This is a genomic window from Xanthomonas sp. NCPPB 1132 (assembly GCF_056629235.1).
This window is the reverse complement of sequence record NZ_CM152819.1, coordinates 3,170,656-3,191,360: the sequence shown is the minus strand read 5'-3', so window position 1 is coordinate 3,191,360 and position 20,705 is coordinate 3,170,656. Positions and strand designations below refer to the sequence as shown.

Annotated in this window: 19 protein-coding genes and 1 pseudogene; 12 read left to right on the top strand and 8 right to left on the bottom strand. The window is 69.9% G+C overall.

Going from position 1 to position 20,705, the window contains the following annotated elements:
* The first annotated feature begins 18 nt into the window (after positions 1-18).
* The gene (locus AC1G9L_RS13640; protein ID WP_442538137.1) at positions 19-936 is read left to right on the top strand and encodes a phosphate/phosphite/phosphonate ABC transporter substrate-binding protein; all 918 of its coding nucleotides are present in this window, start codon (positions 19-21) and stop codon (positions 934-936) included.
* Complete coding sequence (locus AC1G9L_RS13635; protein ID WP_019802257.1) at positions 933-3,077, top strand: putative bifunctional diguanylate cyclase/phosphodiesterase; 2,145 nt, start codon at positions 933-935, stop codon at positions 3,075-3,077. Before AC1G9L_RS13640 ends, AC1G9L_RS13635 begins: the two co-directional genes overlap by 4 nt.
* A 60-nt stretch (positions 3,078-3,137) precedes the next feature.
* On the opposite strand, the gene epmB is transcribed toward AC1G9L_RS13635, so the two are convergent.
* The gene (epmB, locus tag AC1G9L_RS13630) at positions 3,138-4,175 is read right to left on the bottom strand and encodes an EF-P beta-lysylation protein EpmB (protein ID WP_481069311.1); all 1,038 of its coding nucleotides are present in this window, start codon (positions 4,173-4,175) and stop codon (positions 3,138-3,140) included.
* A 99-nt stretch (positions 4,176-4,274) separates the two neighbouring features.
* Here epmB and efp point away from each other — a divergent pair, with 99 nt between their 5' ends.
* The 6 genes from efp to AC1G9L_RS13600 all read left to right on the top strand — a co-directional run bounded on the left by efp (position 4,275) and on the right by AC1G9L_RS13600 (position 9,372).
* Positions 4,275-4,841, top strand: a complete 567-nt coding sequence (gene efp / locus AC1G9L_RS13625; protein ID WP_010343528.1) for an elongation factor P — start codon at positions 4,275-4,277, stop codon at positions 4,839-4,841.
* Between the two features lie 125 nt (positions 4,842-4,966).
* Positions 4,967-5,626, top strand: coding sequence for a TMEM175 family protein (locus AC1G9L_RS13620; RefSeq protein ID WP_019799487.1), 660 nt, complete (start codon positions 4,967-4,969; stop codon positions 5,624-5,626).
* Positions 5,627-5,651: 25 nt separating this feature from the next.
* A complete protein-coding gene (locus AC1G9L_RS13615) occupies positions 5,652-6,986 on the top strand; it encodes a TRZ/ATZ family hydrolase (RefSeq protein WP_019799486.1) in 1,335 nt (444 codons plus the stop codon).
* Positions 6,987-7,039: 53 nt separating this feature from the next.
* A complete protein-coding gene (gene ubiG, locus AC1G9L_RS13610) occupies positions 7,040-7,777 on the top strand; it encodes a bifunctional 2-polyprenyl-6-hydroxyphenol methylase/3-demethylubiquinol 3-O-methyltransferase UbiG (protein ID WP_019799485.1) in 738 nt (245 codons plus the stop codon).
* Positions 7,767-8,474 carry a phosphoglycolate phosphatase gene (locus tag AC1G9L_RS13605; RefSeq protein ID WP_481069310.1) on the top strand — a complete coding sequence of 236 codons (708 nt, stop codon included), beginning with the start codon at positions 7,767-7,769 and terminating at the stop codon, positions 8,472-8,474. Before ubiG ends, AC1G9L_RS13605 begins: the two co-directional genes overlap by 11 nt.
* Positions 8,475-8,667: 193 nt before the next feature.
* Complete coding sequence (locus AC1G9L_RS13600; protein WP_481069309.1) at positions 8,668-9,372, top strand: squalene/phytoene synthase family protein; 705 nt, start codon at positions 8,668-8,670, stop codon at positions 9,370-9,372.
* Between the two features lie 28 nt (positions 9,373-9,400).
* Here AC1G9L_RS13600 and AC1G9L_RS13595 read toward each other — a convergent pair whose 3' ends face one another.
* Complete coding sequence (locus tag AC1G9L_RS13595) at positions 9,401-10,582, bottom strand: putative acyl-CoA thioester hydrolase (protein WP_481069308.1); 1,182 nt, start codon at positions 10,580-10,582, stop codon at positions 9,401-9,403.
* Between the two features lie 412 nt (positions 10,583-10,994).
* On the opposite strand from AC1G9L_RS13595, the gene AC1G9L_RS13590 reads away from it, so the two are divergent.
* On the top strand, positions 10,995-12,677 hold the full coding sequence (locus AC1G9L_RS13590) for a sensor domain-containing diguanylate cyclase (RefSeq protein ID WP_481069307.1): 1,683 nt from the start codon (positions 10,995-10,997) through the stop codon (positions 12,675-12,677).
* Positions 12,674-13,630: a hypothetical protein gene (locus AC1G9L_RS13585; protein WP_481069306.1), complete on the top strand. Its 957-nt coding sequence runs from the start codon at positions 12,674-12,676 to the stop codon at positions 13,628-13,630. The genes AC1G9L_RS13590 and AC1G9L_RS13585 overlap by 4 nt, the downstream gene beginning before the upstream one ends.
* A gap of 179 nt (positions 13,631-13,809) precedes the next feature.
* Here AC1G9L_RS13585 and AC1G9L_RS13580 read toward each other — a convergent pair whose 3' ends face one another.
* Genes AC1G9L_RS13580 through yidD form a run of 3 tightly spaced genes read right to left on the bottom strand, consistent with a single transcriptional unit; the run spans position 13,810 to position 16,279 of the window.
* Positions 13,810-14,673 carry a M23 family metallopeptidase gene (locus tag AC1G9L_RS13580; protein WP_481069305.1) on the bottom strand — a complete coding sequence of 288 codons (864 nt, stop codon included), beginning with the start codon at positions 14,671-14,673 and terminating at the stop codon, positions 13,810-13,812.
* On the bottom strand, positions 14,673-16,007 hold the full coding sequence (locus AC1G9L_RS13575; RefSeq protein ID WP_481069304.1) for a dihydroorotase: 1,335 nt from the start codon (positions 16,005-16,007) through the stop codon (positions 14,673-14,675). Before AC1G9L_RS13575 ends, AC1G9L_RS13580 begins: the two co-directional genes overlap by 1 nt.
* Positions 16,007-16,279 carry a membrane protein insertion efficiency factor YidD gene (gene yidD / locus AC1G9L_RS13570; protein WP_010343540.1) on the bottom strand — a complete coding sequence of 91 codons (273 nt, stop codon included), beginning with the start codon at positions 16,277-16,279 and terminating at the stop codon, positions 16,007-16,009. Before yidD ends, AC1G9L_RS13575 begins: the two co-directional genes overlap by 1 nt.
* Before the next feature lie 114 nt (positions 16,280-16,393).
* Between yidD and dksA the strand changes: the two genes are divergently transcribed.
* Positions 16,394-17,527, top strand: a complete 1,134-nt coding sequence (gene dksA / locus AC1G9L_RS13565; RefSeq protein WP_481069303.1) for an RNA polymerase-binding protein DksA — start codon at positions 16,394-16,396, stop codon at positions 17,525-17,527.
* Positions 17,528-17,763: 236 nt separating this feature from the next.
* Here dksA and AC1G9L_RS13560 read toward each other — a convergent pair.
* The 3 genes and pseudogenes from AC1G9L_RS13560 to AC1G9L_RS13550 form a co-directional block, all read right to left on the bottom strand.
* Positions 17,764-18,437: pseudogene (locus AC1G9L_RS13560) on the bottom strand (secreted signal peptide protein).
* 68 nt (positions 18,438-18,505) lie between these two features.
* A complete protein-coding gene (locus AC1G9L_RS13555) occupies positions 18,506-18,631 on the bottom strand; it encodes a hypothetical protein (RefSeq protein WP_019799365.1) in 126 nt (41 codons plus the stop codon).
* 60 nt (positions 18,632-18,691) lie between these two features.
* Positions 18,692-19,192 carry a hypothetical protein gene (locus tag AC1G9L_RS13550; protein WP_481069302.1) on the bottom strand — a complete coding sequence of 167 codons (501 nt, stop codon included), beginning with the start codon at positions 19,190-19,192 and terminating at the stop codon, positions 18,692-18,694.
* Positions 19,193-19,463: 271 nt separating this feature from the next.
* Here AC1G9L_RS13550 and AC1G9L_RS13545 point away from each other — a divergent pair, with 271 nt between their 5' ends.
* Complete coding sequence (locus AC1G9L_RS13545; protein ID WP_481069301.1) at positions 19,464-20,576, top strand: alpha/beta hydrolase; 1,113 nt, start codon at positions 19,464-19,466, stop codon at positions 20,574-20,576.
* Positions 20,577-20,705 lie beyond the last annotated feature (129 nt).

Below are 20,705 nucleotides of genomic sequence, written 5' to 3'. Positions count from 1 at the left end.
CTATTTGGGGATCGCGGTTTGTCCAGTTCGCGTTGGCGGGTGGTCGTGGTGTGGCTGGCGCTGGCGATCTGCTGGCCCGCGTCCGTGCACGCGCGGCCCTCGGTGCTGGTGCTGGGGCGCATCAGCGACAACCCCAAGGCCCATTACGAGCAACTCAAGCCGCTGCTGGACTACGTGGTGCCGCGCATGCGCGAGGTCGGCATCACTTCCGGGCAGATCCTGATGGCCCGCGACAGCCAGCAGATGAGCAGTTACCTGCGCCGTGGCCGGGTCGACTGGGTCACCGAGACCGCCGCCACCGCCATGGCGCTGGAACAGCGCGGCGGCGCCAAGCCGCTGCTGCTGACCGAGCGCAACGGCGTGCGCCAGTACCACACCGTGTTCTTCGTGCGCCGCGACGGGCCCGTGCATGACCTGTCGGACCTGAAGGGACATACCCTGGCCCTGCAGAGCGCGCTGTCCACCAGCGCCTATCTGGTGCCGATGATGACGCTGTTTGAGCACGATCTGCACCCGGAGATCCTGCTCTCGACCAAGGACCAGCCCTCGGCGGACACGGTCGGCTATGTGTTCGCGCGCTCGGAGCTGAACATCGCCGCCTTCGTGCACAAGCACCTGGTGGATGCGGGGGCGTTCAGCAACCTCGACTGGGACGACGAGCGCCGCATTCCGCCGGCGTTCCTGCGCGATTTCCGGGTGATCTACCGCAGCGAGCCGTATCCGCGCGCAGTGGAGATGGTGCGCAGCGACCTGCCCACCGAGGTGGAGACGCGCTTGCGTGAGGTCCTGCTGCATGCCGCCGACGACCCGCAGGGGCGCGCGGCGCTGCGCCAGTTCTTCGGGACCTCCGGGTTCTATCCGATCGATCCGGCGTCGCAGAAGCGCCTGGACAGCCTGCGCGCCGGCGTGGCGCGGGTGAGGCTGGAAGTGGAATGAAGAGCATGCGTTTCGGGTTGCAGGCCAGGTTCCTGCTGGCCATGGGCGTGGCTGCGCTGCTGGTGATGGCGATCCTTGCCCTGCTGCTGGAGCGCCAGGCGGCGATGCAGCGCGAGGTGCGCACGCTCAGCGGCAACGCCATCCACAGCCTGTTCGACAGCAGCATGCGCACCCGCGGCGAGTCGCTGGCGCGGCAGTTGGCCGATTCGCTCGCCAATCCGGTGTACTACTCCGACCTGGACGCGATCGGCACGCAGGTGCGCGGCGCGCTGGGCTATGTCGCGGTGGCCTATGTGCTGGTCTACGACGCCGATGGGCGGCTGATCCACGACGGCAGCGAGGGCATGGCGGGGTACGGACAGCGCATGCGCGGGCCGATGGCCGAGGCCGCGATCCGCGCAAAGGGGCTGCTGGCCCAGGAGTCGCCGGAGTTCCTCGACGTGTCGATGCCGATCATGATCGGCGACCAGCGCGTGGGCGGGGTCCGGGTGGGCATGTCCTGGACGCGTGCGCAGGAATACGAGCGCAAGGCCGGGCAGAACCTCGACCAGCGCCTGGGCGAACTGGGCAAGCGCCATCTCGGCTGGTTGCTGCTGTTGCTGGCCGCGCTGGGCCTGACCGCGGCGATGGTGACGGTCTACGTGCAGCGCACCCTGGTAGCACCGTTGCGCTGGATGGCGGCGGCCGCGCGCCAGATCGAGGCCGGCAACTATGCGGTGGAGCGTCGCGACAGCGGCCGCCACGACGAGGTCAGCGAATTGCTGCGCGCGTTCGGGCGGATGAGCGAGGCGATCGCCCGCCACGACCGCGATGTGCGCCACATGGCCTACACCGATGCGTTGACCGGGCTCACCAACCGGCTCGCGTTCCGCGAGGCGCTGGACCATCGCATGCTGTCGGCACGCGCCTCGCAACGCCGGCTGGCGCTGCTGTTCGCTGATATCGACGACTTCAAGCGGATCAACGACACCCTCGGTCACGAGGCCGGCGACGAAGCCCTGCTGCAGTTCGCGCGGCGCATCCAGCTGGCCGTCGAGCAACTGGGCGGCGACGACGCGCTGCTGGCGCGCTTCGGTGGCGACGAGTTCGTGATCCTGGTGGAGGACGCGCAAGCGGCCAAGGTCGCCACCGCCCTGGCGCAGCGGCTGGTGCAGGAACTGCGCGAGCCACTGCGGATCCAGGGCCGCGAGGTGTTCATGGGCACCTCGATCGGCATCACCGTCTATCCGGGCGATGCCGAGGATGCGTCGGCGCTGTTGAAGAACGGCGACATCGCCATGTACCAGGCCAAGCTGGCCGGCAAGAACTGCCACCGCTTCTACAGCCGCGCGATGGACTATGCGGTGGAGCGGCGCGTGCACATGGAGCACGAGCTGCGCGGCGCCTGGGAGCGCGACGAACTCAAGCTGGCCTACCAGCCGATCTTCCGCACCCAGGACCGGCGCATGGTCGGCGTGGAAGTGCTGCTGCGCTGGCAGCATCCGGCGATGGGCACGATCTCGCCGACGGTGTTCATCGACGTGGCCGAGCAGAGCGGGCTGATCGAAAGCATCGGCCCCAAGGTGCTGCGCGCGGCCTGCAGCGAGGCCACCCAGTGGCGCCGCGCCGACGGCAGCGCCGACCTGTTCGTCTCGGTCAACGTCTCGCCGCGGCAGTTGCGCAGCGGCGATCTGCCCGAAGTGGTGGCCGACTGCCTGCGCGAGTCCGGGCTGCCGGCGGCGCAACTGCACCTGGAACTGACCGAGACCGCGGTGATCGGCGACGAGCTGCAGGCGGCAAGCATGCTGGCGCGGCTGCACCGCACCGGCGTCAAGGTCTGGCTGGACGACTTCGGCACCGGCTTCTCCGGCCTGAGTCACCTGCGCCAGGTGCCGGTGGACGGGGTCAAGATCGACAAGAGTTTCGTCGCCGACCTGCAGCGCGATCCGGACGATCTGGCGCTGACCACCGCGATCATCGCGATGGCGCATTCGCTGGACATCACCGTGGTCGCCGAGGGCATCGAGCAGGAGGCGCAGTTCGAGCTGTTGCGCGAGCGCGGCTGCGAACTGGGGCAGGGCTTCTGGCTCAGCCGCCCGCTCAGCGCCGAGGAGTTCCGCCAGTTGCTGGCCAGCGAGGATGCGTCGCCGGCCGATGCCTGAGGGTTGCCGCGGCGCCGCGGCCTGCGGCCGCCGCTCGCGTGGCGGTCGCCATCGCGCGGGTCAGGGCATCAATGGACGCTTGCCGGTGTCGCCGGCGATCTCGCGCACCAGCTTCGGCACCAGGTAGCCAGACAGGCGCGCGGCCAGCGCCTGGTGCAGCGCCAGCGCCGTGGCATCGTCGACTTCGAAATGGGCCACGCCCTGCACCCGGTCCAACTGGTGCAGGTAGTAGGGCAGCACGCCGGCGGCGAAGCTGCGCTCGCTCAGCGCGGCCAGCGCCTCCACGCTGTCGTTGACCCCGCGCAGCAGCACCGCCTGATTGAGCAGGTGCGCACCGGCCTCGCGCAGGCGCGCCAGCGCGGCATCGACGCCGGCATCGAATTCGTTGGCGTGGTTGGCGTGGATCACGAACGCCAGCGGCCACGGCAGTGCGCGCAGCCAGGCCAGCAGTGGCGCGTCGACGCGTTCGGGCAGCACCACCGGCAGGCGGCTGTGGATGCGCAGGCGCTTGAGCTGCGGCAGCGCCGCAAGCGCCTCGGTGAGTTCGACCAGTTTCGGGGTGGCCAGCGACAGCGGATCGCCGCCGGACAGGATCACTTCCTCGATGCTGGGGTCGGCCGCGATCGCCGCCACCGCCGTGCGCCAGCCATCGCGCGCGGCGGTCTCGTCGGCATACGGAAAGTGCCGGCGGAAGCAGTAGCGGCAGTGCACGGCGCAACTGCCGGTGGCCACCAGCAAGGCGCGGCCGCGGTATTTGTGGATCACCCCGTCGGCCTTCTTGGCCGCGGTGTCGCCGACCGCATCCAGGGCGAAGCCGGCGACCAGGCGCTGCTCGTCGTCGATCGGCAGCACCTGGCGCAGCAGCGGATCGTGTGGGTCGCCCGCGCGCATGCGCGCGACGAAGCTGCGCGGCACGCGCAGCGCGAACTGCGTCGCAGCCTGTTCGGAGACGTCCAGCGCCTGCGGGTCCAGGTCCAGCAAGGCCAGCAGTTCGCGCGGATCGCGCACCGCGTCGCGCCAGGCCTGCTGCCAGCGCGGCGGCGCGGCGGCGGGCAGGGGCGGGGACGGCTGCATCGGGCGGGGGGCTGCGGTTATCATAGGCGGTCATCACACGAGCGCCCGCCGTTGCGGCGGAGCTTCCATTCTATCCGGCCGGCCGCCGAACGCGGCGGGTTTGCCTTACCCGAGGAGTTTCAGATGGCCAGCTACGGCATGAACGACGTCAAGAACGGGATGAAGATCCTGGTCAACAGCGAGCCTGCGATCATCACCGATACCGAATACGTCAAGCCCGGCAAGGGCCAGGCGTTCACCCGCGTCAAGTACCGCTTCATCAAGTCCGGGCGCGTGGTCGAAATGACCATGAAGGCGACCGACAGCGTGGAAGCGGCCGACGTGGTCGACACTGACATGCAGTACCTGTACAGCGACGGCGAGTACTGGCACTTCATGCAGCAGGAAACCTTCGAGCAGGTGCAGGCCGACAAGGCCGGCGTCGGCGACGCCGCCAAGTGGATCAAGGGCGAGGAAGATTGCGTGGTGACGCTGTGGAACGGCACGCCGATCCAGGTCACCCCGCCGAACTTCGTCGAACTGAAGATCGTCGAGACCGACCCGGGCGTGCGCGGCGACACCTCCGGCGGCGGCGGCAAGCCGGCCACCCTGGAGACCGGCGCGGTGGTGCGCGTGCCGCTGTTCGTCGGCCAGGAGGAAGTGATCCGCGTCGACACGCGTTCGGGCGAATACGTCTCGCGCGTCAAGTAAGCCGGCACGCCCGCGGCCGCCGCCGGCCGCGGGCATGCGCACGCGCTGGCGTGCGGCGGCCAGGCAGCGCCAAGCGCCGGAGCGCCGCGCGGCGGTGAAGGACCACCTCGCTTCCAGGAATTTCCGTGACCACCAGCCACGCCGACAGCGTCGACAGCAAGTACCCGCACGACCGCGTCGTGTTCTTCAGCGATGCGGTCTTCGCCATCGCCATCACCTTGCTGGCGGTGGAGATCAAGGTGCCGGGGCATGCCGAGGTCGAGGCCGCCGGCGGCATCCTGGCCGCGCTGCACCGGATGCTGCCGCTGTTCATCGGCTTCGCGGTCAGCTTCCTGGTCACCGCGCTGTTCTGGAAGTCGCATCTGCAGCTGTGCCGGCACATTCGCCAGTTCGACGACCGGCTGATCTGGCTCAACGTGCTGCAGTTGCTGCTGATCGGCCTGCTGCCGTTCTCCACCGCGCTGTATTCGGACTATTTCGGCAGCCACGAGGCCTTCTCGGTGTACTGCGCGCATCTGGCGGCGATCGGCCTGGCCGGATACTGGCTGCATGCCTATGCGGTGCGCAAGGAAGGCCTGGCGCAGCGACTGGGTCCGCTGCAGACGCAGGCGATGAAGCTGCGCGCGGCGGTGTCGCCGGTGGTGTTCGCGTTGTGCATCCCGGTGGGCATGGTCGCACCCTGGCTGGGCCGCTTCGGCTTCCTGGCGATCTTCCTGCTGCAGTGGCTGGTGCTGCGCGTGTATCAGCGGCGCATCCGCCAGGCCCAGACGGCACCGGCACCGTGATCCTTCCTTTTCCAGAGTCCCTGCGATGACCTCCATTCCCGAATCCTGCGACCTGCTGATCGAAGCCGGCTACGTGGTCCCGATCGAGCCGCATGCGGTGGTGCTGGAAGACCACGCGGTGGCGGTGCGCGGCAGCGAGATCGTGGCGGTGCTGCCGACCGCCGAGGCGCGCACGCGCTTCGCCGCCGCGCGCACCGTCTCGCGCCCGGACGCGGCGCTGCTGCCGGGCCTGGTCAACGCGCACACGCACAATCCGATGACCCTGCTGCGCGGCATCGCCGACGACCTGCCGCTGATGGTGTGGCTGCAGCAGCACATCTGGCCGGTGGAGACCGCGGTGATCGGCCCGGAGTTCGTCGCCGACGGCACCGCGCTGGCCATCGCCGAGATGCTGCGCGGCGGCACCACCTGCGCCAACGAGAACTACTTCTTCGCCGACGTGCAGGCCGCGGTGTACAAGCAGCACGGCTTCCGCGCGCGAGTCGGCACGGTGATCATCGATTTCCCGACCGCCTGGGCCAAGACCTCCGACGAGTACTTCGCCCGCGCCTGCGAGGTGCACGACCAGTGGCGCGGCGATCCGCTGGTCGGCATCGCCTTCGCTCCGCATGCGCCGTACACGGTCAACGACGCCAACTTCGAGCGGGTGCGGATGCTGTCCGACCAGCTCGAGGTGCCGGTGCACCTGCACACCCACGAGACCGCGCAGGAAATCGCCGACTCGCTCAAGCAGTACGGGCAGCGCCCGCTGGCGCGGCTGGACCGGCTGGGCCTGGTCAACGACCGCCTGATCGCGGTGCACATGACCCAGCTCACCGACGCGGAGATCCACCTGTGCGCCGAGCGCGGGGTCAGCGTGGTGCATTGCCCCGAATCCAACCTCAAGCTCGCTTCCGGGTTCTGCCCGGCCTGCGCGCTGCAGCGTGCGGGCGTGAACCTGGCGATCGGCACCGACGGCTGCGCCAGCAACAACGACCTGGACATGTTCAGCGAGAACCGCACCGCGGCGATCCTGGCCAAGGCCGTGGCCAACGACGCCACCGCGCTGGACGCGGCCAGCACGCTGCGCGCGGCCACCCTGGGCGGCGCGCGCGCGCTGGGCTTCGGCGAGACGATCGGCTCGATCGAGCCGGGCAAGCAGGCCGACCTGATCTGCGTGGACCTGTCGGCGCTGGAGACCCAGCCGCTGCACAACGTGCTGTCGCAACTGGTGTACGCCACCGGCCGGCAGCAGGTCAGCGATGTGTGGATCGCCGGCCAGCCCAAGCTCAGCCAGCGCGTGCTGGTGGACATGGACGTCGACGCGCTGGTCGCCAATGCGCGCGAATGGCGCGAACGTATCCGCAGCGTCCACGCCTGATCCGCTATGTTCGCCGTGCCGCGCCGCGCGCGCGGCCCCAACGAGAATCCGCCATGACCGCTTCCGCCGCCAACGCCTCCGCCAATTTCGATCAGGCCGAACTGGACAAGTTCGGCGCCCTGGCCACCCGCTGGTGGGACGCCGACGGCCCGCAGAAGCCGCTGCACGCGCTCAACCCGGTGCGCCTGCGCTACGTCGCCGAGCGCCTGCCGCTGCGCGGGGCGACGGTGCTGGACGTGGGCTGCGGCGGCGGCCTGCTCAGCGAGGCGCTGGCCAAGGAGGGCGCGCAGGTCACCGCCATCGACCTGTCGCCGGAACTGATCAAGGTCGCGCGCCTGCACCAGTTCGAATCCGGGGTCGAGGTCGACTACCGCGTGCGGTCGGTCGAGGACCTGGCGGCGGCGCAGCCGGGCAGTTTCGATGCGATCACCTGCATGGAAATGCTCGAGCACGTGCCCGATCCGGCGGCGATCGTGCGCGCCTGCGCAACCCTGCTCAAGCCCGGCGGACAGCTGTTCCTGTCCACCCTCAACCGCACCCCGGCCGCGTTCGCCCTGGCCATCGTCGGTGCCGAGTACGTGGCACGGCTGCTGCCCACCGGCACCCACCGCTACCAGGATTTCATCAAGCCGGCGGAACTGGCCGCCTGGTTGCGCCAGGCCGAACTGCAGCTGCGCGACGTCAGCGGCCTGGCCTACGAGCCGTGGCGCAATCGTGCGCGGTTGTCGTCGCGGACCGAGGTGAATTACCTGGCGTGTGCGGCAAAGCCGGGAATCGGGAATGGGGAATAGGGAAGCGCCGCTGCCGCGGCGAGGGTATCCGCGGGTGGTGCTGTTCGATCTGGATGGCACGTTGCTGGACAGTGCGCCGGATCTGCTGGCCGCGGCCAATGCGCTGCTGGCCGAGCACGGGCGTCCTGCGCTCGACCTGGCGCAGTTGCGGCCGGTGGTGTCGAAGGGCTCGCGGGCGATGCTCGGCGTCGCCTTTCCGGATCTGCCCGCGACCGAACGCGATGCGCTGATCCCGGCGTTCCTGCGCCACTACGAGGCGCTGATCGGGCGCCATTCGCAGCCGTTCGGCGGCATCCCGGAACTGCTGCAGCGACTGGAAGACGCCGGCAGCGTGTGGGGCATCGTCACCAACAAGCCCGAGGCGCTGGCCCGGTTGATCCTGCCGCAGTTGCAGTGGGAGAAGCGCTGTGCGGTGCTGATCGGCGGCGACACGCTGCCCGAGCGCAAGCCGCATCCGTTGCCGCTGCAGGTCGCCGCGCAGCGGCTGGGCGTGGCGCCGCACGAGGTGGCCTACGTCGGCGACGACGAACGCGACATCCTCGCCGCGCGTGCCGCCGGCATGGCCTCGGTGGCGGTGCTGTGGGGCTACCGGCTGGACGAGGACGATCCGCTGGCCTGGCGCGCCGATGCGATGGTCGCTGCGCCCGTCGAGTTGCACGACGCCGCGGCTTGGCCGGTCAGCCCCGCCGTTCCTTGAAGCCGGGCGCTATCGCCGCGTTTGCAGCGACGCCGCGTAGAAGCCGCGACCGCCGTGTCGCTGCCGACGCGCCGACACCGCTCGGCATCTACCTATCACGCACGTAAACTGCGCGTTCTGCGCGACGACGCGCTCACTCCCGCGTTGCGCGACCTCTCTGTTGCGCGCGCCTGAATCCGGATCCACCGATCGCATGAGCAGTTCGTCCGCCCTGGATGCCTTCCTCGACAAATGGCGCCGCCGCTGGCCGGAATGGGCCGTGGCCGAGGCCTTCGTGCCGGCGCCGCAGCGCGCCCGCACCGTGGCCTGGTTCGCCCTGCTGCAGGAGTTCGACGACATCCTCAACATCCCCGGCGATCCGCTGCCGGCCGACGCCAAGCTGGCGTGGTGGGGCGAGGAACTGCGCAGTTGGGCCGGGCAGCGCTCGCGGCATCCGCTGGGCCGGGTACTGGAGCCGGTGGCCGCGCCGTGGACGCAACTGGCCGAGGCCTTGCCGAGCCTGCCGCAGGCGCGCGCGGCGGCGGCGGACACGGCGCATGCGCTGGAGCGGCTGGAGCCGTTCGCGCAGGCGGTGGTCGCGGTCGAGCGCGCACTGTTCGAGGCTCCCGCCGAGGGCGCCGCAGTGCCGGTCGCGCTGCAGGTGCTGGCGCAACGCCTGGCCGAGGGCGGCGCCGCGACCGCGCCGCTGGCGCTGCGCGGCGGCGAGGAGCCACAGCAGCGCGAGCGCTGGGCGCAGGCGCTGCTGAAACCCTGGCCGCGCCGCGTGCGTGGCCCGCGTCCGCGGCGCATCCTGTCGGCGCTGGCGCGTGCGCGGACCGTGCAGCAGGCGGCCGTCACGCCCAGGCCGCCCGGACAGATGGCGACGCTGTGGCGCGCCTGGTGGGCCGGGCTGGGCTGAGCCCGCCCGCCCACCGCGCCGGCATGCCTCAGGGCGCGCTGCCGGCGCCGCTGTTGGCGTACTCGTAGAAGCGGTTGGCCGAATTGCTGCAGTTGCTGCTGCAGTACGGCCGGCCGATGGTCGAGGCGTTCCACGGCGCGCTCTTGCGGATGTGCCCGCCCAGCGTCGAATCGCGGATCACCACCTTGCCGTTGGGCGAGGTGCCGTCGACGTAGTTGGACAGGCTGCCCACGCTCTCGTCCCAGGCCCGCCCCAGCCACACCGTGCCGCTGCCCGGACTGCCGACCGCATCGAAGGTGCTGCCGATGGCCAGGAAGCCGTAGCTGCTGCCCGGCCGGGTGCTGGGCGCGAAGATCACCCCGCCGTCGTTGGTGCCGCGGCGCGCGGCGGTGTAGCGGATGGTGCTGCCGGCGAACACCGCCACGCCCGAGCCGAAGATGAAGTCGGTGTCGCCCTCGATGGTGCCGCCCTTGAAATAGGCGCGGATCACCGTGTTGGCGCTGCCCGCGCTGACCAGCAGGGTGTCCTGGTTGCCGGTCAGCACCACGTTCTCCAGCACCGCCTTGTCGCCGCGCAACGCCAGCGCCACCGCCGACTGGTTGCTGCCGCTGTAGGTACCCTCGACGTAGCTGTTGACGATCGCCAGGTTGCGGGCCTGGAACTGCGCGGCGCGCACGGTCACGGTGCCGCTGTCGGAGGTACCGACGGTGCTGCTGGCGGCGTTGCTGGCGCAGGGATGGGTGGCGCTGCCGGTGGGCTTGGGCGTCGGGTTGGCATTGCCGAAGCGGATGGTGGTGCTGGCCGGGCTGCCGCCCAGGCCGAACAGGGTCAGCGGCGGCGCCGCGGCGGGGACGCAGACCACTTCGGTGTAGGTGCCCGGCGCCACGCTGATGTAGCGGCGCATGCTGCCGCCGGCGGCGACCGCGGCGTCCACCGCCGCCTGCACGGTGCGGTAGCGGGTGCTGCCGTCGGCCGCCACCGCGTAATCGGCCTGCAGCAACGCGACCCCGCCGCTCGGATCCCAGTTGTCGGTGACCAGCGCGCCGATCGGGCCGGCCTGGGCCAGGTGGCGGGCGACGGTCTGGTTGGCCGCCTCGCTGCTGGTCAGTTGCGGGCGCGACGCAGTGCCGGTCAGGGCCGGGGCATCGGCGACGACCCCGCCTGCCAGGGCGAGGGTGGAGGAAAGCAGCAACCAGCGCGATACGGTCATGGAAAGCCTCCGCTCAAGGATAGGGATCCGCGGCGGCGCTTGGTATGATACCGGTGTCATTCGCTCGTGCGATCCGGTGCCGTTCGCGGACCGGCGATAGTAGGGGCGTTCGCGTGCCGATGCCGGCCGACCTCGCAGCCAGAGGGCGGTTGTGTCGTTTCCATCACGATCAAGGATCCTCCGCCGCTGCCGAGCGCGTGGCGACGGGGGCGTACACGCTCATTCCAAGGGCGAAAGGGCCAAGGATGCGACGTTTCAGGACCTTGGCGGCCACGCCTTCGCGGCACTGCGGCATGCACCTGCGCAAACCTTCGCGAGCGTGCTGCGTGCGTGATGGCACCGTGAATTTGGATACGAGCGCCGCCGCGGCGTGCGCTACGCTCGATGCGGATCTCATCTGGAAGCCCATCGATTGAAGCGCCTGTGCCGTTGGTGCTGCCTGCTGCTGTGCCTGGGGATGGTCGGGTCGGCATTGGGGCAGGAGCTGCTGTTGCAACGGCTGGCCGCCGACCCGCCGGCGCCGGAGGTGGTGGCCGGGCGCCACGATGCCGCGTTCGCCGATGCCGGCCACGGCGCGACCCTGTACGAGCGCAGCAAGCGACCGACCTGGTGGCGCATCCGCGCCGACCGTGCGATCGGCAGCGAAGGCCAGCCGCAACTGGTGCTGCAGGCGCCCTACCTGACCCGGGTCGAGGCCTGGGTGCCGGGCTGCACCACGCCGACCCGGCGCGCGATCTACGGCGCCGACGCGGACCTGCGCTACTCGACCCGCGCCCTGGTGATCGCCCTGCCGCACGGATTGCCGGCCGGTGCCTCGATCTGGCTGCGGGTGCATGCGCCGGCGGCGATGCCGATGCCGGTGGGCATCGTGCCGCTGGCGCAGGTGCAGCGCGATGACCTGCGCTACGTCGGTTGGCGCGCCTTCATCCTCGGCTCGACCGCGGTGCTGGCGATCCTGGCGATCGCGTTGTGGGCGCGCCTGCGCGAGCCGATCTACGGGTACTTCACCGCCAACGTGATGTGCGTGCTGCTGTACCTGCTCGGCCTCGGCGGCGAGGCGCGCGCGGTGCCGGGCCTGGCCAGCGTGTTCGCATCCTCGCCGACGCCGATGCGCATCGTTGCCGCGCTCGGCGGCTTCTTCATCATCACCTTCCAGCGCCGGCAACTGGAGATGCAGCGGCAACTGCCGCGGCTGGACCGGGTGCTGCGGCTGTGCGCGCTGTTCCTGCTCGGCATCGCCGTGGCCTGCCTGCTGTCGGACGCGGCGGTGCTGAGCGTGCTCGGCAACCTCGGGCTGATCGTCGGCGCCGCACTGCTGCTGCCGTGCTGCCTGTTGCTGGCCTTGCGCGGGCAGCGCTACGCCTGGCCGTTGCTGGCCTCGTGGACCCCGCTGTGGATGCTGTGCGTGCTGCGCTGCCTGGAACTGACCGGGTGGTTGCGCCTGGACCTGGCCGCACCGGTGCTGGCGCACGGCATCAGCCTGGCGCTGGCGATCTCCTGCCTGCTGGTGACCTTCGGTCTGGCCGAGCAGATCCTGGAACTGCGGCGCGACCGCGATCGCGCCAGCCGCCTGGCGATGGTCGACGAACTCACCGGCCTGCTGACCCGCGCGGCGCTGCAGCAGCGCCTGGCCGAGGCGCTGGAGGACGCCGCGCGCCACGCGCAGCCGCTGGCGCTGGCCTACATCGACATCGACGATTTCAAGCGCATCAACGACCTCCATGGCCACGCCGGCGGCGACGCCTGCCTGCGCTGGGTCGCCGCCTGCGCGCGGGCGCGCCTGCGCAGCAGCGACACGCTCGGCCGCCAGGGCGGCGACGAGATGCTGCTGCTGATGCCCGGCGCCACCCTGGAGGCGGCGCGGCGCGTGGCCGAGGACATCCGCCAGCACATCGCCGCGCAGCCGCTGCCGCGCGAGGGCCAGGCGCTGTCATGCACGCTGAGCGTCGGCGTGGCGCAATGGCAGCGCGGCGAGAGCGCCGCGGCGCTGTTGCAGCGGGCCGATGCCGCGCTCTACGCCAGCAAGGCCGCCGGCCGCAACCGGGTCAGCGTTTCCGCATCCACCGCGTCACCCACCAAGGAGCCTCAGCCATGACTGCACAGCCCGCTTTGCCCGCGTTCGCTCCCGATCAGTTGCAGGTCGGCGACATCCTGTTGCAACTGGGCTGCGGCCCGGTCTCCGAACTGATCGCCTGGTGCGGCGACAGCATCTACAGCCATGCCGCCATCGTCGCCGACAACGGCGAGCTGATCGAGGCGGCGGCCAGCGGCGTGCGCCGCTATCCGCTGTCGCAGCGGCTGACCGACACCACCAACTACCTGATCATCGACGCCTACCGGCCGCTCAGCTACGCCTGCGTGGCGCTGGACGATGCCGATCGCGCCAGCGTGCTGGCCAAGGCGCAGTCGCTGCTGGGCGTCCCGTACCCGCTGGACAGCCTGGCCACGCTCGGCCTGCTGGTCGCCATACGCGGCAAGTGGCCGCAGCACTGGCTGGCGCGGATCGTGGTGCGCGAGGCGCTGGACCATCTGGTCCGCGACAACCCCTCGCACATGGTGTGCAGCGAAGTGGTGTACCGCGCGCTGGCCGAATGCGATGCGACGCCGCCGGGCCGGCTGGCGCCGCAGATCGTGCTCAGCGGGCCGACCCACATGCCGTTCCCGCCTTTGGACTGGAAGGCGCTGTGGCAGGAAGTGTGGCAACTGCTGCATCCGCAGCGGCAGCAGGCGCTGGGCGACATCGCGCAGCGCCTGGCGGCGGTGGAGGGCGCACCGGCCAGCCTGGCCGCCTCGGCGCTGACCACGGTCGCCGACGACGACCTGCTCAGCCGCGCCAACGCGGTCCGCGCCGGCCTGGGCCTGCCGCCGCTGGCGCCGGTCACCGATCAGGTGGAAGACAACGGCAGCCTGCTGCGCGAAGCCGGCGAAGAAGCGCCGGGCACGCCGTTGCCGCATCCCAATCCCAAGCTGGTCATGCCGCTGGATCTGGCCAACAGCCCCTCGCACGTGGTGCTGGGGCGCTTGTTGGAGGTGGTCACACCTGCGTAGGAAAGGCTGCGCGCCAGCGCATTGCACGAGGCTGCGCCCGTACCCTCATCCGCCCCTTCGGGGCACCTTCTCCCGAGGGGAGAAGGAAGAGCGCTCGCCACTCTCCCATTGGGAGAGGGGTCGGGGTGAGGGTGCGGCCTCCCGGCCACGCGCGCCAACGCACCTGACCCACCAACGCTCTACGGCTGCTTCGTGCGCTCCAGCACCAGCAACGGATCGATGCGCACATCGAACCAATTCATCCCCCAATGCAGATGCGGCCCGGTCGCGCGCCCGGTGGCGCCGACCGCGCCGATCACCTGACCCTGGGCGATGCGGTCGCCGACCTTCACGTTGATTCGCGACAAATGCAGGAAGTTGGAGCTGACGCCGTAGCCGTGATCCAGCAGCACGGTGCCGCCGGTCAGGTACAGGTCGGGAGCGGCGAAGGTGATGACGCCGGCGGCCGGGGCCTTGACCGGGGTGCCGGTGGGCACGGCGATGTCCATGCCGGAATGCCCGGCGCCGGGCTGGCCGTTGTAGACGCGGGCGTTGCCGAAGCGGCCGCTGATGCGGCCCTGCACCGGCCAGATGAACGGTGCGGCGAAATCGGTGCGCGGATCGTCGCGGTCGCGCGCGGCGGTGACCTGGGCCTGTTCGCGCTTGATCCGCTCGGCGATCGCCGGCGGCGGGTTCACCGTCTTCGGCGGCACGCCGTTGACCTGTTCCAGCGGCCAGTCGCGCGGCGTCACCGCGATCTCGACGGTTTCGCTGCCGCCATCCGGGCGCTGCACGGCGATGCGCAGCGGGCCGCGCTCGTCGCGGCCGATGCCGAACACCACGCTGCCGTAATCGCTGACCCGCAGGGTGCGGCCGGCGTACTGCACGCGGCTGCCGGGCGCGACTTTGCCGATCACCAGCGCGCCCTGCGAGGCGCTTTGCGGGAACACGCTGCGCGCCTCGGTGCCGGCCGCGGCCGGCGTCTGTGCATGCAGCGCCGGGGCGACCGGTGCGGCCAGCAGGACCAGCGCCAGTGCGGCGCCGGACACCAGGGCGCCGCGCATCAGCGGTCGAACGCCAGGCGCTGCCCGTTGGGGCTGCCGACCAGGCGGGTGCCGTCCCAGGCCAGCACGCCGTTGACCCAGGTCGCGGCGATCTTCGAGCGGAAGCTGCGGCCCTCGAACGGCGACCAGCCGCACTTGGACAGCACGTCCTCGCGGCGCACGGTGAACGCGGTGTCGTCGATCAGCACCAGATCGGCGTGGTAGCCCTCGCGCAGGAAGCCGCGCTCGTGCACGTCGAACAGCAGCGCCGGCGCGTGCGCGAACTTGTGCACCACCTGGGCTACGCTGAGCCGGCCTTCATGGACCAGTTCCAGCGCCGCGACCAGCGCGTACTGCACCAGCGGCAGGCCGGACGGCGCCTGCGCATACGGCTTGCTCTTCTCTTCCCAGGTGTGCGGGGCGTGGTCGGTGGCGAGCACATCGATCACGTCCTCGGCGATCGCGCGGATCAGCGCCTCGCGGTCGCTGGCGTCCTTGATCGCCGGGTTGCACTTGATCAGGTTGCCGAGCGTGGCGTAGTCGGCGCGGTCGAAGCGCAGGAAGTGGATGCAGGTCTCGGCGGTGATGCGCTTGCCCTGGATCGGGCCGGGCGTGAACAGTGCCAGTTCGTCGGCGGTGGAGATGTGCAGCACGTGCAGGCGGGTGCCGTGCTTCTTCGCCAGCGACACCGCCAGCTGCGAGGACTTCAGGCAGGCCTCGCGCGAGCGGATGTCCGGGTGCATGTCCGGGGTCAGCGCATCGCCGTACTTCTGCCGGAACGCGGCCAGGGTCGCGTCGATGGTCGGGGTGTCTTCGCAGTGGGTGATGATCGGCGTCGGCGCGTCGCGGAAGATCGCATCCAGGGTCTGCGGGTTGTCGACCAGCATATTGCCGGTGGAGGCGCCCATGAACACCTTGATGCCGGGCGCTGTCTTCGGGTCCAGGGTCTGGATCGCGGCCAGGTTGTCGTTGCTGGCGCCCAGGTAGAAGCCGTAGTTGCCCCAGGCGCGGCCGTGCGCGGCGTCGTACTTGGCCTGCAGCGCGGCGGCGTCGAGCGTCGGCGGGTTGGTGTTGGGCATGTCCATGAAGCTGGTCAGGCCGCCGGCCACCGCCGCCGCCGATTCGGTGGCGATGTCGCCCTTGTGGGTCAGGCCGGGTTCGCGGAAGTGCACCTGGTCGTCGATCATCCCGGGCAGCAGCCAGCGCCCGGCGGCGTCGACCACGGTCTCGCCCTCGCGCGCGGCCAGTTGCGGGGCGATCGCGGCGATGCGGCCATCGGCGATACGCAGGTCGCCCTGGGTTTCGCGGCCTTCGTTGACCAGGCGCGCGTTGACGATCAATGTGGAAGCGGACATCAGTGTTTTCCTTGGCAGCGGCAGGGTGGCGGCGCCGTGGGGTCGGGCACCGGGTCGAACCCGCCAGGATGGAAGGGGTGGCAGCGGCCGACGCGACGGGCGGCCATCCAGCCGCCGCGCACTGCGCCGAAACGGGCGATGGCGGTTACCGCGTACGCCGAGCAACTGGGCACGAAACGGCAGCGTGGCCCGAGCAGCGGGCTGATGAAGCGCTGGTACAGGCGCAGCAGGGCGATGAGAGCGCGGGCGATCACGCCACCATGATATGCCACTGTGCTCGACTAGGCGGGTCGCTCGGCGTATACGCCGCGTTGTTGCCGCGGGGGGTAGGGTAGGCTATAAAGGCCCGCTTTCCCGGGCCCCGGGAAGACCAAGGAAGAGCGTTCGTGGCTGCTAAAAAACCTGCAAAGAAGGCCGTCCAGGCCGCCAAGAAGCCTGCCAAGCCCGTCGCCAAGAAAGCGACGGTGTCCGCCGCCAGCAAACCGCCGAAGAAAGCCGCGCCTGCGAAGCCGGCGGCCAAGGTCGCCCCGGCCAAGTCGGCCAGCAAGGCCGTGGCCAAGAAGCCGGTGGCCAAGCCGGTCGCGGCGGCGCCGGCCAAGTCCGCTCCCGCCAAGAAAGCCCCGGCCAAGAAGGCGCCCGCCAAGCCGATCGCGGTCGCCAAGGCCTCGGCCAAGCCCGCGTCCGCCGCCAAGCCGGCAGCGAAGAAGACACCGGCGGCCAAGCCCGTGGCCAAGGCCGCGACCGCGCCCGCCAAATCCAAACCGGCCACTGCCCCCGTTGCACCCGCGGTGACCACCTCCGTACCGAAGTCGGCGCCCAAGCCGGCTGCGGCCAAGCCTGTCCCGGTCAAGCCCGCCGCGCCTGCCGCAGCACCGGCCCCCAAGCCCGTTGCCGCCAAGTCCGCCGCGCCGTCGACCCCGCCACAAAAGAATCCCGTGTCCGTTTCGAAATCCTCCGCGAAAACCCCCACCAAGTCCGAATCCACCCCGAAGGCGCCGGTCGCCAAGCCCACCGGCAAGGTCGCCGTGGCCGTGACCGCCAAGTCGAATGCGCCGGCCAAGCCGGCCAAGTACAAGGTGGTCGAGTACAAGACCGACGAGGCCACCGGCCGCCCGATCCTGCCCAAGGGCTACAAGCCGGCGGCGGACGAGGAGTACATGAGCGCGCTGCAGCAGGAGTACTTCCGCCAGCGCCTGCTCACCTGGCGCGCCGACCTGGTCGAGGAATCCAAGCAGACCATCGAGAACCTGCGCGACGAAGTCCGCGACATCGGCGACGAGGCCGAGCGCGCGACCCGCGAGACCGAGAACTCGCTGGAACTGCGGACCCGCGACCGCTACCGCAAGCTGATCGGCAAGATCGACAGCACGCTCAAGCGTCTGGACGCTGGCGACTACGGCTACTGCGTGGACACCGGCGAAGAGATCGGCCTGGAGCGCCTGGAGGCGCGCCTGACCGCCGAGCGCACCATCGACGCGCAGGAGCGCTGGGAGCACCTGCAGAAGCAGCAGGGCGACTGAGCGATCTCCGCCTTCAATGCGTCAAGGCAAGGCCCCGCTCGCGCGGGGCTTTGCGTTTTGGTCACCTCATCGCCGGTCCAGGCCGTTCGCCTGTCGGCGATGCCGCCTGTGGAAACCGGCGCCGCGGCATCGACGTGATGCTCGGCCGCGGGCCGATCCTGCGCGACGAGCCGCCTTCCTCTGCGTGAATGGGGCGTCGCGTGGTGGTTACACCGCGGCGTGAGCGACGGCGCCCTTTAGCGCACGCCGTTGACCAACCCGCTTTGCGCGTCCTTGCTGATCTGCAAGCCGGGGAGGGCGAAACTGTCCAGGTCCTGCTTGGTGGCTGCGAGGTCCAGCCCGACGATCGCCGACGTCTCCGGATCGACCTCCAGGCCCAGCGGCATCGCGGCGAACTGCACGTAGTCGCGGCTGGCGTTCCATTGCGGCTGCCCGCCGATGGCCTGCAATACCCGGTCGATGTGCGTGCCGGCCGGCTGGCCGAGCAGATCGAACGGTAACGGGGCGTCTGGACTGGCGGAGGCGATCAGGTTGGTGACCCGGTCGTTGCGAAAGCGCACCGCCAACGGCTGTAGCGGAGAGCGGTCGCCGGCTGTGGTTGCTGCGCCAGTTGCGCGTTGAACCCGCGCGGATACAGATACACCACACTGAGCGTGTCCGGATGTGCCGCATCGCTGCGGGTGATGTCCGGCTGCCCCAGTGCGGCCAGCACCTGTTGTTTGCGCATGCCGAGCGCGACGGGTCCGAGACGCGCGCACGGCGGGGGCAGGGTGGCGGCGCTGCTGGTGCCTGCAAAGGCCTGATGCAGCGCATGCGTGCAGGCCGCCGCATCGCTGCCGGCGGCACGAGCCTGCGGGTAGGCCATGCAGAGAGCGAGCAGGCCGAACAGCGGGAAGAACCGGGATGCCATGAGAAATCTCCGTGACGGGGGAGTGCGTGGCGAGGACCGGAGCGCTCCCGTCCTCGCCACAGGGTGAGTTAGTTGCCGTGCCAGCCTTCGCGGTGCCCGTAGGCGGTGATGAACGCGTTGCGCTGGTCGCTGTTCAACGATGACCACTGATCGGACGGATTCAGGCCCGAATTGGTGGTGATCGTGGTGATCATCTCCGAGGTCGGATTTTCGCCACTGCGTCTGCACCGACGCCGTAAGCGCCTGCGCGGCGATTACATCCGCTGCCCCTTCGGCGCTCCCTCGTTGGAGCACGCCAAGGTCAGGTCAAGTTGACGTACCGTCCAACGCGACGGCGTGTCCATCGTCCCCAGTGCACGGATGTGATAGGCGGGGCAGTCCGCATCTTCCTCTGGGTTGTTCTTGATGTCGCAGTTGCCTTCGATCAGGAAGGCGTTGTTCCCTTCGACACCGGTGCTGGCAAATTTCAATGCGGGGCAGCTGCCGAAGAGCCTCGACAAGACGATGTCGTTCTTCAGTACATACGCGATCGCCTGTTCTCCATCTGCTTGGGAAGAGGCTTGATGCGCGTGCAACGATCCTGGTACGGCAATAGCGAATGCCAACGCCATGCCTATGCACGGTAACCCAAAGGCTTTCATGTGGAGAACTTCAATAGGTGGTTGTCTGCCGGGTTGGCGGCGTCGCGCGTCCATTCCGAAAAGCGGGTTGAAACTTAATTCGTGGGAGATAATTTCGGCGGCTTCTTTCGTCATCCTTTCCGTACTTGATGGCTTTTTATCTTGTCTACAAATTGCGCTATCGTGGCGTTGGCGGGGTGCTGATTTGATCCTCAAATTCAACTGTTTAGTGCGGGAACTGCAGCGTCTTCGATAGCAATAGAAAGGTTTTAAATGTGCCTGTCATGACGGTGTCGCATAATACGGCGAGTGGTATATCGCCGTGTCGATGCTGGCAATCAATGTCATTGCTCGCAAATTATTTCAATCATGTATCCGGGGTTGCGTCGATAATGGAGTGCCGTCCTTGAACCGCAATGCCGACCTGGCCGAGTCATCCGTGCCCACGCGCCGCCGTCGCTGGCGCTTGCCGATCCTGATCGCCTTGTTGTTGCTCGCGGTCATTGCGCTGGGTCCACGGGTCAGCGTGGCCCTGCCGCAGGTGGCGGCGCCGGCGGTGCCGCAGAATCCGCTGGCGTTGCAGGCGTGGATCGATGCGCGCGAGCGCGCCATGCCGGGGCTACGCCCCGACAACCAGGCGCGGATCGTCTGGGCCGATCCGGCGCATCCGGGGCGCCGCGCGTGCGCCATGGTCTATCTGCACGGCTTTACCGCCAGCCAGGGCGAGGGCGCGCCCACGCACGTGCGGCTGGCGCGCAGCTTCGGCTGCAATCTGTATCTGCCGCGCCTGCCCGGGCACGGCTTGGTCGCGGCCGATGCGCTGCGTGGGGTCGATGCCGGGCGCCTGCTCGCCGGTGCGGCCGAGGCGCTGGCGGTGGCGCGTGTGCTCGGCGAGCGGGTAGTGGTGATCGGCAATTCGATGGGCGGCGCGCTGGCGGTGCAGGCGGTGGCGGCGAATCCGCGCCAGGTGCAGGCGCTGGTGCTGTGGTCGCCGCTGGTACGCGAATACGGCGACCAGTTGCAGCCGATGCTGTGGCCGTGGGGCGCGCAACTGTTGGCGTGGACGCACAACGGTGGCGATCCGATCCTGCGCTATCCGGTCGACAGCGCTTACTGGGCCGACGCCACGCACCTGGACGGTTACCGCGCGCTGGCAGCGCTGACCCGCGGCGGCATGCAGTCGGCGACCTATGCGCGCATCCATGTGCCGGTGTTCCTGGGCTACTACTATCGCGATCCGCAGCACCAGGACCGCACGGTGTCAGTGGCGGCGCTGCAGGCGATGTTCAAGCAGTTGGGAACGCCACCGGCCTTGCGTCAGGCAGTGGACTTTCCTGGGGCGGACAATCACGTGCTGGCCTCGCCGATCCGCTCGCACGCCGTGCCGGCGGTGTTCGCCGCCACCTGTCGGTTTCTGGCGGGGCAGGGCGGCCTGGTGCAGCCGGCCGGCGTGCCGGATTGCGCGCATGCCTGGGCCGACGACGAGGCGCAGGCGCGCGCGGTGGCGGCCGCGCGCTGAGCGCGGTCGTTGTGGCGAATCGAGGAAGCAGCGCGGTGCGGATCATGCATCGGCGCCAGGGCGCGTGATGCATGAAGAGCCGCGTTGTTTCGCGCCCGAGCGGCGACGACGCGCACGCGCGCCGTCAGC